Source organism: Muricoccus nepalensis (assembly GCF_006438825.1).
GTDB classification, from domain to species: Bacteria; Pseudomonadota; Alphaproteobacteria; order Acetobacterales; family Acetobacteraceae; genus Roseomonas; species Roseomonas nepalensis.
The window spans coordinates 23,292-38,303 of the sequence record NZ_RCZP01000015.1 but is presented as its reverse complement, the minus strand read 5'-3'; the positions used below and the strand labels follow the sequence as shown (position 1 = coordinate 38,303).

The following is a 15,012-nucleotide window of genomic DNA, read 5'->3' as shown; positions in this document are numbered from 1 at the left end:
GGTCTGTTCATGAAGGCCAGGAGACGGTGAGGTATGCTCAGCCCTCGCCGTCTCTGCCACCTCGCAAGGATGCGCGTTCAGGCGCGTCTCGCTGCGCACTCATTCGGCCGGGTGCAACTCCAATATTAAGCCAGTTTCGCTAGCCCTCCAGAAGGCCATTTCTGCTAAAGCCCAGGAGCAGGCCGTCAAGGCGCCTGAGATCCTGGGGTGTCGGGTTGCCTGCGGGGTGAAGCCTCACTGCCAGCTCACGCACGCCTTCCACGATCGCCACGGCTTTTCGCAGGTTAGGCACTTCGCCCGGCCGCAGCCGAATCTCCGGGGCAATCCCTAGAAATTGGAATGAGCGGACGAGATGAATGTCCGGCTTGCATGCTAGGCCAAAGTCGGTAAGCAAATGAAGCACTGTGATCGTGCCCCAGTACTCCCCTTTCTCCTTTCGCAAGGTCTCGACATTAGTGAGGAGGTCCGCCCCAACCAGGTCGGCATAGGGCGCCCTCGGCGAGCGCTCCACTCGCTTTCGAAGAGCCGCCGCCGCGCCTTGGATGGCGAGCATCCTGTGGGCTGCGATGCCAAAGTCGGAATACAGAAGCCTTGCTGTCTCCCCATCCAACTCGAATGCTTTTCGCTTTCTCCCAGGTTCAACCCGGCGCACGTGAAAGGATGAGTCCGGAAGCCCAATGGTGTGCCAGGCATCTCTCAGGTGCGGGGCTGCCGCCTGTACCCGGACTTCCGCGGAGGAGATTCGCGCGTTCGCAAAGACCGGCTTGTCCCAGAGGATCTCCCAGCAACTCGCGGGACCGCTGACTAGGGCATCGCGCGTGTTGTCCGCCAGAGCCTGTGCAAGATCGTAGGAAGCGGGCGCCCTCTCCCGCAAAGCTGCCTCAAGCCGTCTGAAGGTCGCAATCATCCCAATGGACGCCTCATCCAATTTTTCCAGGGGCCGCCGCCAAACTCCTGGCTCAAAGCAGCCGTGACGATACTGACGCTCTGGTCCTGGCGGGAGCGTGCAAGCTGCAGCGACGTCGCCGCATCGACGTCATGTGAGCTAGGGGCGTCGAGCCACGCCATTCCCGGCAAGCTGGCCTTGGCGTCAGAAGCAAGCCGCACGGACCACCATGCCAAACAGATGATCCTCAATCGATGAACGGGTAAGCGGCCACCCATCGCGCCAAGCTACCCACGGGTCGGTCGTCCGACCGCGCCAGCATCTTGGGATGGGCGAAGACCACAAAGCTCTCCTTTGCGCGTGACACCGCCACATTCAGCAGATTGGGCTTCTCGTCCAAAAACGCCGTTGAACCAGGATCGGTGGCGCCAATCGAGAACAGCACAACAGGCGCCTCTGCACCCTGGAGACGATGCACGGTCCCGATCACCATGCCGTCGAACTCGGCCGAGGACAGGACCTTGCGGATCGACTGCTCAAGCAACCGGGCATGGGCACGGTAGGGAGTGATTACCACGAGCGACCTGCCGAGCGGCTTGCCGCGCGAGACCGACCTGATGGCGGTTTCGTTCTTACGAATCCAGTCCACCACGGCCGCTGCCTCGGCACGATTGTGCAGGGATCCTTCCCTGGGTCTCTCGATCTGCCCTGCCACCGCCACATGGGCCACCGGCATCATATGGTTGTCTGGCTCAGGTTGCCTAACAGGGATCATGCGGCCCCCGTAAACCTCCTTGTTGCACCACTCGATGATGGCTGGCAGGCAGCGGTAGTGCCGGGACAGCATGACAGGTTCGTGCATGCTCGCCCGGTTTGCTAGCAGCATGGCCGACCCACGCGACACCGAACCTGGCCCCTCCGCAATCTCCAGGGGCACCCCCTTGAGGCGGCAGGCGCGGCGCAGCAGGTCGTCCCTGGCAGCCGTCTCGCTCCAGACCGGCTCGAGTTGCAGGATGTCTCCCACGACCAGGGCGCGCCGGGTGTAAGCCAGGGCGGCCGACACGATCTCGGGCTGCGCCTGCCCCGCCTCGTCGATAATGAGGAGGTCTGCCACCCCCCAGGCCATCCCATTCACGGGGTTTCGCATGACCATGGCAACACGAGGAATACGGTGAGCGGTCGCCACTACGCATGGAGCGATCATGAGGGCGCCATCGATTTCGGCTCGGAGTGCCTTCCCTGGTTCGAAGACAGGGCCGCTAGGCGAGGACGTCCTTTCCCGGTGCCACATCAGGTGACGCGCCTCCCAGTAGCGCGCAGCCAGATGGAAGGCGATGACGCGGGGTCCGAGGTCCATGAGGTCCTCGAAGGCATGGAACACCTGGGACGGGGTGACTAACTCTGTCCCGTTCAGGATCTCGGTGAGCGCATCTACCGATATGGGCGATGCGCCCGGAGCGCGCCGGATTGAGATGGCCGCGCGGACAGCCGCTATCACTGGCCGCTTACAGGCATTCAGGCGGTCCAGAGCGGCCTGGTAGGCTCGCCAACGATCAGCGGCAGCCTGGAGCCGTGCGACTTCCGCACGACCGGCCACCAGCTTCCCGGTCGCCTCTACAAGTTTGGCGCGGGCTTGTGTTAGCAGTTCAGGAGCCAGACGTGCCGGATCATCAGCGCCGCCTTCTGTCTCTGGCATCTCGATATGGGCATCCCACACCAGTCGCACGGCTTTCGCGCGCTGCCCCGTCAGTCGAGCGAACCAGCCGAAAATTCCACCCCGATTAAGCGTGCGATCCGCTTCCTGCAGACCATCCACGCGCTTCTGCCAAGCAGCCATGTCGTCGCGCAGGAGCACCGCGTCGCTTTGAACCTGGGGAAGGCGCGCTTCCGCACCGACATCGCCAGGCCTGCACTCTCCCCGTTGACGAGCGGCCTCGCTCAGCAGCGGCAGGATGAAACGCAAGGCCTGACGGGCATCCCGTTGGGCCTTAGCCACCTCTCTCACACGCTTCCGCAGTTCCGCAGCGGCCTGATCGACCGACAGCCCCCCGAGGCCGGTGTAGACGCCGAAACAGGCCAGCCACTCTTCTTCCGCCTTCCCCAGGCCGTGCGCCAGCAGACCTGATGCCGCACCGAGATACTCGGGGATAGGAGGCGGCGCGTTCTGAGGCGCAGTTCTCCGAGCGAGGATCTGGAAGCGTCCCCACTCGGCGGCAATGTCCTGATGCTGCTTTAAGGCAGGCTTTCCGCCCGGTTTTAGTGCTGCTGCGACGGCCTGACACGCCGTCACGATTTGCGCCCTGGGGGAGAACCAGCCAAATGAGCGCACTCCTCGTAGCCAGCGTGCGTGGAGAAGTCCGTTCATGGCAAATTCGGCCGCGATGTCGCCGAAGCCATCGATCACGTTGGTAACGGCCTTGTTGGTAGCGGCGGTCGCCAGGATGAAGGCAGGACCGGGCATCGCCTCCTCCCGCAGCAGCGGTGCCACAATGGCAGAAGCAACCACCCCCTTCATCATAGAAGTCTTGCCCGTGCCCGGCGGTCCCTGAACCGCCATAATGTCGGAGACCGATGTTGTCAGCACGGCTTCTCGCTGGGATGGATCGAGCGGATAGCATTTGCGGCGGGAGCGATCCGTGTCGTCGGGCGAATCCATGTGGCCGAGATGGGCGTCAGCCGCTGCCATCAGGCTCTCCACGCCCAGAGGGGCGAGGGGCTGCCCAGCCTTCTCGGTCCAGCGGTCCATCAATCCCGGCAGCGGCGCGCCAAGCTGGTACTGCAGTATCCGGTCGTAGGTTTCGGCGATGCCCTGCGCTGCGCCGCTCTTGTCGTGGTATTGAACCAGGCGCGCCACCAGGGGCGTGCGGCCGCCCATGGCGCCTGGAGCTTCCGTCAGGTCAGAGGAGAGCGGGTCACACCTCGACACGACAGACAGGAGATTGATCCCACGCCGAATCCACTCCTGAACATCTGCCGTGGTCTCTGCCTGGAGCTGGTCCCGGTTCCAGCTTTCGGCCTCGTCCGATTGTCCGATGAAGCTGTCGTTGGCTAGCGCTCCCGGACGATCTAGAAGCCTATCGTTCAGGCGCGGCAGCGCCTCTTCAGGAATGGTCAGGCGCCCCCACGCCCTGCGGTCGTGTATCGGCTCAATGCCGAACGGTATGGCGAGCAGGACTCTGGCGGGCGGCTCGGTCCGTCCGATCAGGAGCATGAACGGTTTGGGATCGTGCACATCGATTGGGAGAGCATCGGGAAGCGGCGTCGGTACCTGGAGGGGGATGTCGTCACCAACTGGATCCTCCTTGAGGAGCGCATCCAGGTCTTCGATGCCAATGGCGTTGCGCCAGTACCCGACGATCTTTCCAGCCCCGAGCGCCTTGCGTGCCACCCGCCCGGGGAGTGGCATCCAAGGCATAAGGCGCAGGTCATCAGCGCTAGGTGGAGCGTACCAGAACTTGGCTGTGGGGTCCCAACGCGCACCGGCGGACTTCGCCAAGTCCCGCTCCTCATAGTCTACGCGAAGCCATAGGCCTCCGTCCGAACGGGGTGGCGGGAATGGCTTAGGCGAGTAGGAACGCTTTGCTCCCCTGGACGCATCCGGGACTGGTGCACTGGCGCCAGGGTCCGATTTCATGAGCGAGTTCCGTGCATCTTCAATTACTTATGCGTGTGCGGTATCTGGTACGCAAGCGGGGTCGCACTTCCCACCTAGTGGTAAATCGCTCTGGCGCGTCCAGGGCGCCATGGCCCTCATCGAAGGAGCAGGTTCCTGCCTCTCCTCGGTGAAGTCCGTCACGTTCTCCTGTACGTAGCCTGGCTTCTCGCATTCGGTGATCAGGTACATGGCCCAGCGGTCCTTACGTCCGCTGCGGAGGGCATTATGCACGACCGAAAGGTCACCCTTCCTCCGCCCCACGGTTGAATGAGACGCCCCGCAAGCGGACGGTATCCGCCGATGGGGTGCACGATGACGACACAGACGACGGATGCCGCTGGTCCTGGCCGGGGTGGTCGGATGTCGCGGCAACGCAAGCGGGATGCGGTACTTCGGCTGCTCCGGGGCGAGGACCTGGAGACGGTCTCGCGGGCGCTGGGTGTGACCGCGGCGACCCTGAGCGGCTGGCGCGACGCCTTTCTGGCGGGCGGCGAGGCAAGCCTGGCGACGCGGCCTGCTGATGGTGAGGCGCTGGAGAGCGAGCGGCTCAAGGCGCGGCTGGGCGAGATGCTGCTCGAGCGCGAGTTGCTGGAGGCGAAGGTGGCGGCGCTCGAGGATGGCCGCCCTTTGGTCCGGCGGAGGTCACGGCCATGAGCCTGACCACCTCGCCGAGCAGCGGCAGGCCTTACGGCCTGGCCCGGGTGTGCCGGATCTGGCGGGCCGCCCGGGCCACGATCTACCGCCATCGCCTGCCGCCCCGAACGGAGACACCCCGGCGACCGGGCCCGGTCGGGCCAATGGCAGATCTGGCGCTGCTGGAGGCGATCCGGGCTGTCCTCGCGGCTAGCCCCTTCCATGGCGAGGGGCACCGCAAGGTCTGGGCGAGGCTGCGCGTGCAGGGCGTCCGGACCTCCCGCCGCCGAGTGCTGCGGCTGATGCGCGAGCACGACCTGCTCGCCCCGTCCCGTGTCGGAGCGCCTCGCGGCCCGCGCAACCACGACGGCACCATCATTCCCGACACCCTGGACACCATCTGGGGCACCGACATGACCACCACCTGGACTGGCGAGGGCCAGGCGGCGGTGTTCGTTGCCGTCGATCACCACAGCGCCGGCTGCGTCGGCCTGCATGCTGCCCGGCGCGGCACCCGCTTCGAGGCGCTGGAGCCCCTCCGGCAGGGCGTGCGCCAGCACTTCGGCGGCTTCGCCAAGGGCATCGCGGCGGGCCTGTCGATGCGACATGACCATGGCTCGCAGTACATGTCCGATGCTTTCCAGGGCGAGCTGACGTTCCTCGGCATCGAGAGCTCGCCCGCCTTCGTGCGGGCACCCGAGGGGAACGGATGCGCCGAACGCTTCATCCGAACCTTGAAGGAGAACCTCCTGTGGGTCCGGACCTTCGACACCGTCGAGCAACTCCGCCAGGCGCTGCTCGAATTCCGCCAGACGTACAACTCAACCTGGCTCATCGAGCGTCACGGCTTCAGAACGCCGGACGCTGTCCGCCAGGATCGGCTTCCACCCGTGGCTCTCGCCGCATAGGCTTCAATCAGGTGTCTCAGAAACTGCGGGCGGTACACCCTGGACAGGGAGCTTGCTCGGTTGCCAGGGGTGGTGCTCTCATCTTAGCCTTCCCTGACCGCTCACGGTCCACCTAGATCCCTTCCTGGCATGGCAATGCCTTGGTCCTATCGCAACCGTGAACCTGCCTAAGGCTAGACAGTCGCGCAGGCTGTCAGACGAATCTTACGGTGTGGGAAGGCGTCTGGTACGGTGGCGACATGACATCAAGTGCCCAGCTAGACGGGTTCAAGTTCCCAAGGATCGAGTTCTGCTTGGCCGATGGACGAATGGAGGTCTCAGCATCCGCTCCGGGCGTCAGCGTTTCTGACCGTGCCGAGCCTTCTACTGCGCATTCGCCACCGCAGATTTCTTCAGGCGACGTGGGGTCCCTAATACGTTTGGCGGCGGAGGCCGCTCGACGCGTTGAAACTGAACTGCCCGGTCATCTGGCACGTCGCGACCGAGCGTCCCGCAGGTGGGCCAGGGCATCGCGCTTTCCGCTTGCCCCCTTTCTCTCCTGGCGCCTGGCTGCGCTCCGGTCGGCCGCCGCCATCGCGGAGGCCGAACTCCAATCAGCCGCGTCCCAGCGGAACGCATGCCGGATCACTGTCCGCTTCGCCTTCGGAAAGCGGGTTACGCGAGCATATCTGGCGGTTGTCGCTGCGTTCGATGAACTTAGCAGGACAGGGACAGCCTGGGAGGTTGGCTCACTCCCTGCAACCCCACCATCCCACCCCTTAGCAGGCCCGCAGATCCAACGAGACGCAGTACAGTTCGCCCCCACTTTCCAGGCATTCATGGACGCCGGATGGCCTGGGCTGTCGGTTCGGAAACTTAACGGCTCCGTGGTTGAACTTTACCCCGGCTTTGTCATGCTGCGCTCAGGCGATGACCCAACGCTCGTGAGCGTGCTGGAGACGAAGCTGGAATACTCCGAGCGGGCTGTCGCCGAGGCGATCTCACCAGCGGCGGATGCCACGATCCAGCACCTTGCCTGGGAACGCGCCAACAAGGATGGCAGCCCAGACCAACGATACGTCAACAACCGGAGCGTCCCCTTCGTTCGGTACGGCCTGATCATCGTCAGAGGGCCAGGCTTTTCTCCGCGAAGCTATCTGATCAGCAACCTCAAGTCCGCACAGGGCTTCGCGACCGCCTTCGCTGACTATCAGCGTGTCCTGACTGAGGAGGCACAGGCTCCAAGGGATGTCGCCGATCGACGGACGTCAATAGCTGAGCTAGTCAGCCTCCGCGCCGATAACCGCCCTGTGGTCACGGTTCCTCCCCCGCCTCAGACGGGCCGAGCGCACGAATACACGGCGGCTGCAGCCGTCGCTGCCGTCTGCGCCTGGGCCGTCCTGAGCAATCCATCCCTTGGCGGGCAGGCCACGGCCTGGGCGTCCCGTCAGTTGCCAGATCGCGCGGCCTCGCCGACCAGCGAAGCGCCTCCCGCTTTGGCAGTACAATCGATCGCCCCGGCACAGCACTCGGCTTCGCCGGAGCCCACTCACCCCACCATACTGGGCCAACCAGAATTGCCGTCTCCAGTCCTGGAAGGCTCACCATTGCCGACAGCTGAAGCGTCCGTCTCGGTCACGTCTCCGGCCACCAGAAATATCCCGCCCGCTCGCGAGCAGATCGTGACCAAGAGCGGCGCGAACATACGGTCGGCGCCGAACGGGGAAGCCGAGGTGTTGCGGACGACCTCAAGCGGTACACGCCTCAATGTCTTCGGGCGATCCGCAGGATGGGTCCGGGTTGGAGGGACGGAAGCATGGGGCTGGATCCACTCGAGCCTCCTGGACACCGCGCGTTGAGGATCACCGGCCCAAACATCGGTCACGTTCCTGGACGGGTTGGCCTCGCTCAGCACAGGCTGCCACCTCTCAGCTCTCGATCTTCAGGCGCTTGATGCCGTCCGACCTCGCCATCCTCCAGATCGTCGGCGGTGCCCTACTTTCCGGGTCGGTTTTCCTGATTGCTCGAGCTGTCAGCCGCTCACGGGATCGATCCTGCACCGACGCACTCCGTGGAGATGCAGTCCCGTTCATCGGCTCTGCCGAGCAATGGCACAACGATGCCGAGCAGCGTGCCAAGTTGACACTGGATCAACTGGTCCGGCTGGAGAAGTCCTTGCCTACGGTGGGACCGCTAACCGTACGCACCGCCGCCCCAGCTTCCGAACCAGTGACGCCCCGCCTGGCACAGCCGTACTCTCGGGAGTTTCACACGTCATCCCTGGTGGCGCATCCGGAAGAGCCTCGCGGTTCAGACGACGAGGGTACTCGAGAGCAGTCTGAGGCCACCTTCCAGCCCGAGGAGGCCATTCCGGTCCAAGCGGCACCGGCACCATCGCAAGGGCACCCGATAGTGCATCTTCCAGAGGTGGCAGCACCTGCTGAACGATTGCTCAACGCGATCCGGGGGCGGGCAGACGGCGATTCCATCCGGCCCGATAAACAGACCGCACCAAGCCCGACTGCTGCTCCTGCCCAGCCGAGTGACGTGGTTCCGGCCAGTACGAAATCAGGCATTTCGAACATTGCTCCGCCAGACCTGCGGCCGAACCTCGCGGCAACCGTATTCAAAATTCATGATTTGGATCGGGAGTATCGTGACGAGGCCACCTCACAGCCCAAGGTCAATCAGGCCCCCACCGCCTCACCACGCCCGACCGCTGCGGAGATTGTCGCCCAGGTTCTCGCTGCCTTGCCGCCTGCCAATCCGCAAGCTCTGGGGAGAGCAGCAACCGTGCCTGAGCGCCAGATCGCCCAGAAGCAGGACGATTCCGGCCTCTCAAGAGTTTTCATTCGTGAGACCGAGAACCCGGCCTCGCCCGGGACGTATGCTCCCCAACCCGAAAACGGGTCTGGAGCTTCAGGGGACGACAATGCGCTCTCCAACTTTTCGCTTCGATCTCCCTGGGATGCCGGTACGCCCCGTCCGCCATTGGCCGGTCACGATGCACCAACCCGCCCGTCCGAGCAGGCACGCAGCGCCTCAGAAGGGGCCGTCTGGATAGCGCCGGGCGCTGAGATCACCATACGGCATACTCGCATCTCCGGCGGGATGATCTACGTAGGCGAAAGCCTCCCCAATCCTAGGGGCTGGGGGGATGACAACGCTCTCATCAACCCCTCGCTTACAATCGCCAGGAAGTACCAGCCCGGGGATGATATCGGGGTATTCCACTCGCCCGAATACGCCCACCTGACTTCGGCTGGGCGGCGCGCATACATCGACTGGCTTGCTGAAGGGCGATCTGATCCAAAGGCTGAGAGTGGCCTTGTCCTCCTGTTCTTCTACGGTTTGGAGCGAAGGCTCTTCCATGAGCGGGAGGTGTCGGAGGCGCCAGTGCTGGTCGCCGAGGTGGAGCGCCTGCTCACCATTTACGGAGCCCAGGGACCGTTCCGGAACCACGCAGCTAACTTCTTAGCTGCTGCAGCTCTCCTCGTGGGCAAGGCACCGGGCAGGGTCGAACCGGCACCTGCGACAGAATGGCTGACCGAGATCCCCCTCGCGACGCTGCTGCATCTCGGGGCAGTGCTGGCCGAGGGAAGGCCACTTGATGCTGACGATGCGCTCCTCTGGGTACTCGGTACGCCCGAGGCACGCCTCAGGACTCCGGGCCAGCGCTGTTTCCCGGAACTTCGCCAAGTCTTCGCTGCCCGCTTCGGCGGAAGGCATCCTAAAGGCCTCGCTCTCCGCACGCCCAAGCGCCGCATCACTGCGACCTACCGCGCCGCCAGCGGTTCCTTCACTGCTGTCATCCCCGGTGCCCATGAGAACCTCCCAGACATCTCCGGGATCAGCGCCCCACTGGGGGAACTGCGAGACCTCCTGGAGGCCAGCCAGACGGATCTTGAAGCCTACAGCCGCCTTCTTGGACGCAGGCCCGAGGCACGCGGCAGTCTAGAGGCTGCGGTGCTGCTGCCCGCACCCCTTCGGGAAGCGGCAACGGCCAAGGCCGCGGAGGAGACCCGCAAAGTCCTGTTGCCCCTGCTGGAGGGCAGGGCCCTCACGACCATCGCCCCTCGGGCCCTGTTCAGCGCTTTTGGTATCACCTTCGATGAAGGCGCGAAGCGACCCCCCGCAACCGTGCTCGCCCAGCTTACCCAACGGCTAGATGTGCTCGGTTTTGGCTTCGAGCCTGATAGACGCTACGGCAGCGAGGCGGTGGCGGTCGCCGCAGACATGGTGCTCTTCGAGGCACCTGAAGGCGCGCCCGTCGATCCCGAGCGCCCCGCCTTCATGCATGCGAAGGTCACAGTAGAGGTCGCGATCCTTGCCGCGGCGGCCGATGGTGATGTCTCCGACCAGGAGTTCGACGCGGTGATCCGCAACGCTCGGGCGATCTCCGGACTGAGCCCTGCGGAGGCCCTACGTCTAGAGGCCTTTACATGGTCACTGCGTATTCGCGCCAAAGGTGGCGATGCCCTGCGCCGTCTCGCGGGCCTACCCCTCGAGGCCCGGCAGGCCATCGCACGCTCGGCCATCGCTGCCGTACTCTCTGATGGCCAGGCATCTCGAATCGAGGTCGCATTCCTTGAGCGACTATACCGGACCCTCGGACTGCCACCCGAGACCGTACATTCCGCGCTCCACCAGGGAACGAGCACCGATGTGCGGGCATCCCGCACGGGGGTGCATGCCCCTGCCGCGCCTGGAACCCGCCAAGGCGTTGCTCTCGATGCTGAGCGGCTTGCACGCATCCGCCAGGAGACAACGCAGGTCTCCTCGCTTCTCTCCGGTATCTTCGCCGACGAACCGGAGCCTGTGGCAGCCACCGACGATGAGGCGCCCGTGCTCGCGCCGCCTGCCGAGATGGCCGCCCGGTTCAGTGGTTTGGACAGCGCTCACGGAGCCCTGCTCGAAACAGTGCTGGTTGCTAGCGAACTAACGATAGTCGAGTTCGAGACCCGGGCGAAAGAACTGCGCTTGTTTCCGGAAGGGGCGATCGAGACCATAAACGACTGGGCCTTCGACCACTACGAGGAGCCTGTCCTCGAGGCAGACGGCGACCTCGTGATCGTCGTGGAGCACCTGCGCGCCCAACTCCTGCTTGAAGAAGAGAAATGACCGTCCAAGCAAAGATCCGTCCCCGTGACCGCGACACCATCATCCAGGCTCTGTCGGCGGGCGTCGTCCCACGCGTCGGCCTACAGCACGTCCAGGTCGGACGGGCACGAGAATTCCAGGCTCTGGTCCGGGACGTCGAGCGTATTGCTGAGGGCGGCTCCTCTATTCGGTTTATCATCGGCGAGTACGGCGCGGGGAAGAGCTTCTTCATGAGTCTCGTCCGGCTCGTCGCGCTGGAGAAGCGGCTACTGACGGTCCATGCGGACCTCGGCCCCGACCGGCGCCTCCAGGCCTCGAACGGTCAGGCGCGCGGCCTCTACGGCGAGAGTGTCCGCAACATGGCGACCCGCACCAAGCCGGATGGTGGTGCCTTGCCCAGTGTTTTGGAGCGCTTCGTCGCCGACCTTGTGAAAGTAGCAGACGAACGAGGTGTCCCAGTCAAGCGCATCCTGGACGAGCGCCTCGTCCATCTGCAGGAGGGGGGCGGTGGCTACGACTTCGCCACAGTGGTCGAGGCTTACTGGCGGGGCAGCGAGGACGGCAACGAGGAACTGAAGGCCAACGCCTTACGATGGCTCCGCGGCGAGTTTTCGACCAAGACCGAGGCGCGGCAGGCGCTGGGGGTCCGCACCATCATCGGCGACCAGGACCTCTACGAAGGACTGAAGCTGATGTCGGCTCTGGCCAAGCTCACTGGATACGCTGGACTGCTGGTCGTGTTCGACGAAATGGTCAACCTCTACAAGCTCCAGAACAAGCAGGCGCGCGAGCAGAACTACGAGCAGATCCTGGCCATTCTGAATGACGTTCTCCAGGGCAACACCGGAGGCATCGGCTTCGTCATGGGCGGCACCCCCGAATTCCTTACGGACACTCGCCGCGGCCTCTACAGCTACACGGCCCTCCATTCCCGTCTTGCTGAGAACTCCTTCGCCCGCGACGGTCTCGTAGACCTGTCCGGCCCCGTGCTGCGCCTCCAGAGCCTGACGCCCGAGGAGCTAATGATTCTCCTGATGAACGTCAGGAACATTTTCGCAGGCGGCGATCCATCCCGGCATCTCGTTCCGGATGAAGCGCTTCAGGCCTTCATGGTCCACTGCAGCGAGCGCATCGGTGAGGCCTACTTCCGGACCCCGCGCAATACGGTAAAGGCCTTCTGCCAGCTGCTATCCGTGCTGGAGCAGAACCCCGAGGCTAACTGGCACACCCTGCTGGGAACCGTCGAGGTCGCGCCGGACGTGCCCGAGGATGATAGCGACATCCTGGAGCCGGAGAGCGCCATAGCCGGAGGGATGAGTGATGGCGCTACAGACGGGAAGGACTCGCGTGACGGCGAACTCACCGCTTTCCGTCTCTGACCCAGCGCAGGCCTATGACCTTCTCCATCCTGAGGTCAGGCGCTGGGTCCATAACCAGGGTTGGGCCGGGCTGCGCGAGATCCAGTCCCGCTCCATTCTAGAGGTCCGGCAGGGAAAGGGCGACGTTCTCGTCTCCGCTTCTACGGCGGCTGGGAAGACGGAGGCGGCTTTTCTGCCGGTGCTATCGGAGGTCGCGGACGAGCCGGTGCACGGCCTCGCGGTGCTTTACGTTGCCCCGCTAAAGGCCCTCATCAACGATCAGTTCGGGCGGCTGGAGCTACTCTGTGAGCGGTTGGAACTGCCGGTGGTACGATGGCACGGCGACGCTCCCAGCTCCGCCAAGACCAAGCTCCTGGCCAAGCCACACGGCGTTGTCCTCATCACCCCGGAATCCATTGAGGCTCTGTTCTGCCGTCGGCCAGCTGCCGCCAGGACGCTGTTCGGGAACTTGCGCTTCATCATCATCGACGAACTGCACGCCTTCCTGGCGGGGCCGCGGGGTATCCACCTTGCATCCCTTCTCCGCCGCATTGACACCGCGGCTGCCAGTCCCGCCCGCCGGATTGGCTTGTCCGCAACCCTGGGCGACCTGAGCGCGGCGGCGGCTTGGCTGCGGCCCACCGATCCGGCGAGGGTCCGGACGGTCAGGTCCACCCTGCCAGGAAGCGAGCTCCAGCTCCAGGTCCGCGGCTACATCGAGCCGCTCCAACCCGCCGAAGCTGGTGAGAAAGGGGAGGTCGACGAAGCCGAAGAAGCCGCGGGTATGGCCATCAGTGCAGTGGCGGGGCACCTGATGACAACCATGAGGGGAACGAACTCTCTGGTGTTCGGCGGCTCGCGGCAGCGGGTCGAGGTACTCGCCGATCTCCTTCGGAGGAAGTGCGAGGCGGACAGGGTTCCGAACGAGTTCTTCCCTCATCACGGCAATCTGTCGAAGGAGATTCGGGAAGATTTGGAGGTGCGGCTCAAGGAGGGAAGGCTGCCGACGACAGCGGTCTGCACCTCCACCCTGGAACTCGGCATCGACATCGGCTCGGTGGTCTCGGTAGCGCAGATCGGTGCCCCGAGGTCAATTGCTTCCCTGCGGCAGCGGTTAGGTCGTTCGGGGCGCAGGGTGGGCATGCCAGCCATCCTCCGCATCTACGTCATTGAGGAAGATCTGGGTTCGGACCCCAATCTGCTTGATGCCCTCCGGCAGGAGACGGTGCGCGCGGTCGCGGCCATACGGCTGCTCGGGAGCGGGTTCATCGAGTCTCCCGGCAGCGTGGAAGGCCTTGGGTCGGCGCTGCTGCACCAGGTGCTATCAGTGATCTGCGAACGGGGAGGTGCGCGGGCCGAGACGCTCCACCGGGTCCTGTGTGGCCCTGGCCCCTTCTCCGGTGTGGGAACCCAGCTCTTCCTGGATCTCCTACGGAGCATGGGAACGGAGGAGTCCAAGCTGATCGAACAGGCGTCGGATGGCACGCTGATGCTTGGCGCTGCCGGTGAGCGCCTGTCGTCCTCACGGGACTTCTATGCGCTGTTCGAGAGTGGCAAGGAGTGGCAGATCGTCACCTCGGGGAAGTCGCTGGGATCCCTCCCTGTGAACAATCCGGTTCTGCCTGGAAACCTTACGGTCTTTGCGGGGCGTCGCTGGATCGTGCGGGACGTCGACGAGGCCGCTCATGTCATCAATGTCGACCCTCACAGGGGCGGCAAGCCACCGCTCTTTGGTGGATCGCCGGAAGCTGTCGACGACCGCCTCTCAGCGGAGATGCTCTCGGTCTACATGGAGGACGGCGAGCCCGGGTGGGTGGACGTCACAATGGGGCGCCTACTCGCCCAGGGAAGGGGAGAGTTCCGCCGTCTCTCACTGGGCACCAAGCGTGCCCTGCGTGCCGGGAACGACGTCCACCTCATGACTTGGCGGGGCACCCGCTCAAACGGTCTCCTCGCTATCCTTCTCGGTGCCGAGGGGTTCAAGTGCTGGGCGCACGACATTGGCATTGTCGTGTTCCAGCCCGACTTAGACCAACTGGCTAGAAGACTGGCAAAGCTGGAGGCTGAGGGAGTTCCCGATTTGGAAGCTGTGGCGGCGGACGTCGGCGCGCTTGCTTCTGGGAAGTTCGATGGCCTAATCGCGCCGAAGGTCCTTCAGTCGTTCTGGGCTTTGGGCATCCAGGGGACGGCTCAGGAGGTTAGGTCGGTCGTATCCCCTCTAAGGATCGCAGATCTCGACGATACGGTAGAGACAAGCGAGGCCCACGAGCCCTGACTTCGCCACCTGCTCCCGCACTGTGTCTGGGTTGACGTCCGCCTACCCGCTTCTTCATGGCGGTTGCGTCGGCCTCCGAGCGTATGCTGCGCCCACGCGGTCGGGCGCCTACTCCCGTTACGGATTCCCCAAAGCCGTCCATCGCGCCTTCCTCGCCGCTCCCTGGAAGGATTCCTACTACGCCGATTACGTCAAGCTGCAGGACGGGTCGCGGTGAC

Annotated in this window: 6 protein-coding genes and 1 pseudogene; 5 read left to right on the top strand and 2 right to left on the bottom strand. The window is 64.4% G+C overall.

Annotated elements, in window-relative coordinates; translation table 11 throughout:
- Positions 1-139 precede the first annotated feature (139 nt).
- Both EAH89_RS15730 and EAH89_RS15725 read right to left on the bottom strand, forming a co-directional pair.
- Positions 140-907 (bottom strand): hypothetical protein, encoded by a 768-nt coding sequence (locus tag EAH89_RS15730; protein ID WP_140884645.1) that lies wholly within the window; start codon positions 905-907, stop codon positions 140-142.
- Between the two features lie 226 nt (positions 908-1,133).
- On the bottom strand, positions 1,134-4,520 hold the full coding sequence (locus EAH89_RS15725; protein WP_140884644.1) for an AAA domain-containing protein: 3,387 nt from the start codon (positions 4,518-4,520) through the stop codon (positions 1,134-1,136).
- A gap of 333 nt (positions 4,521-4,853) precedes the next feature.
- Between EAH89_RS15725 and EAH89_RS15720 the strand changes: the two are divergent.
- The 5 genes and pseudogenes from EAH89_RS15720 (at position 4,854) to EAH89_RS15700 (ending at position 14,794) form a co-directional block, all read left to right on the top strand.
- Positions 4,854-6,082, top strand: a pseudogene (locus EAH89_RS15720) (IS3 family transposase).
- 239 nt (positions 6,083-6,321) lie between these two features.
- A complete protein-coding gene (locus EAH89_RS33450; protein WP_408906301.1) occupies positions 6,322-7,920 on the top strand; it encodes an SH3 domain-containing protein in 1,599 nt (532 codons plus the stop codon).
- A 94-nt stretch (positions 7,921-8,014) separates the two neighbouring features.
- Positions 8,015-11,182, top strand: a complete 3,168-nt coding sequence (locus EAH89_RS15710; RefSeq protein WP_161993620.1) for a tellurite resistance TerB family protein — start codon at positions 8,015-8,017, stop codon at positions 11,180-11,182.
- Positions 11,179-12,540 (top strand): ATP-binding protein, encoded by a 1,362-nt coding sequence (locus EAH89_RS15705; RefSeq protein WP_140884641.1) that lies wholly within the window; start codon positions 11,179-11,181, stop codon positions 12,538-12,540. Before EAH89_RS15710 ends, EAH89_RS15705 begins: the two co-directional genes overlap by 4 nt.
- On the top strand, positions 12,482-14,794 hold the full coding sequence (locus EAH89_RS15700) for a DEAD/DEAH box helicase (RefSeq protein WP_140884640.1): 2,313 nt from the start codon (positions 12,482-12,484) through the stop codon (positions 14,792-14,794). Before EAH89_RS15705 ends, EAH89_RS15700 begins: the two co-directional genes overlap by 59 nt.
- Positions 14,795-15,012: the final 218 nt, after the last annotated feature.

Bases quoted from the DNA above. Each gene is read 5' to 3' on its own strand.
- EAH89_RS15730 (WP_140884645.1), bottom strand. From the start codon at position 907: ATGATTGCGACCTTCAGACGGCTTGAGGCAGCTTTGCGGGAGAGGGCG.
- EAH89_RS15725 (WP_140884644.1), bottom strand. From the start codon at position 4,520: ATGAAATCGGACCCTGGCGCCAGTGCACCAGTCCCGGATGCGTCCAGG.
- EAH89_RS33450 (WP_408906301.1), top strand. From the start codon at position 6,322: ATGACATCAAGTGCCCAGCTAGACGGGTTCAAGTTCCCAAGGATCGAG.
- EAH89_RS15710 (WP_161993620.1), top strand. From the start codon at position 8,015: ATGCCGTCCGACCTCGCCATCCTCCAGATCGTCGGCGGTGCCCTACTT.
- EAH89_RS15705 (WP_140884641.1), top strand. From the start codon at position 11,179: ATGACCGTCCAAGCAAAGATCCGTCCCCGTGACCGCGACACCATCATC.
- EAH89_RS15700 (WP_140884640.1), top strand. From the start codon at position 12,482: ATGGCGCTACAGACGGGAAGGACTCGCGTGACGGCGAACTCACCGCTT.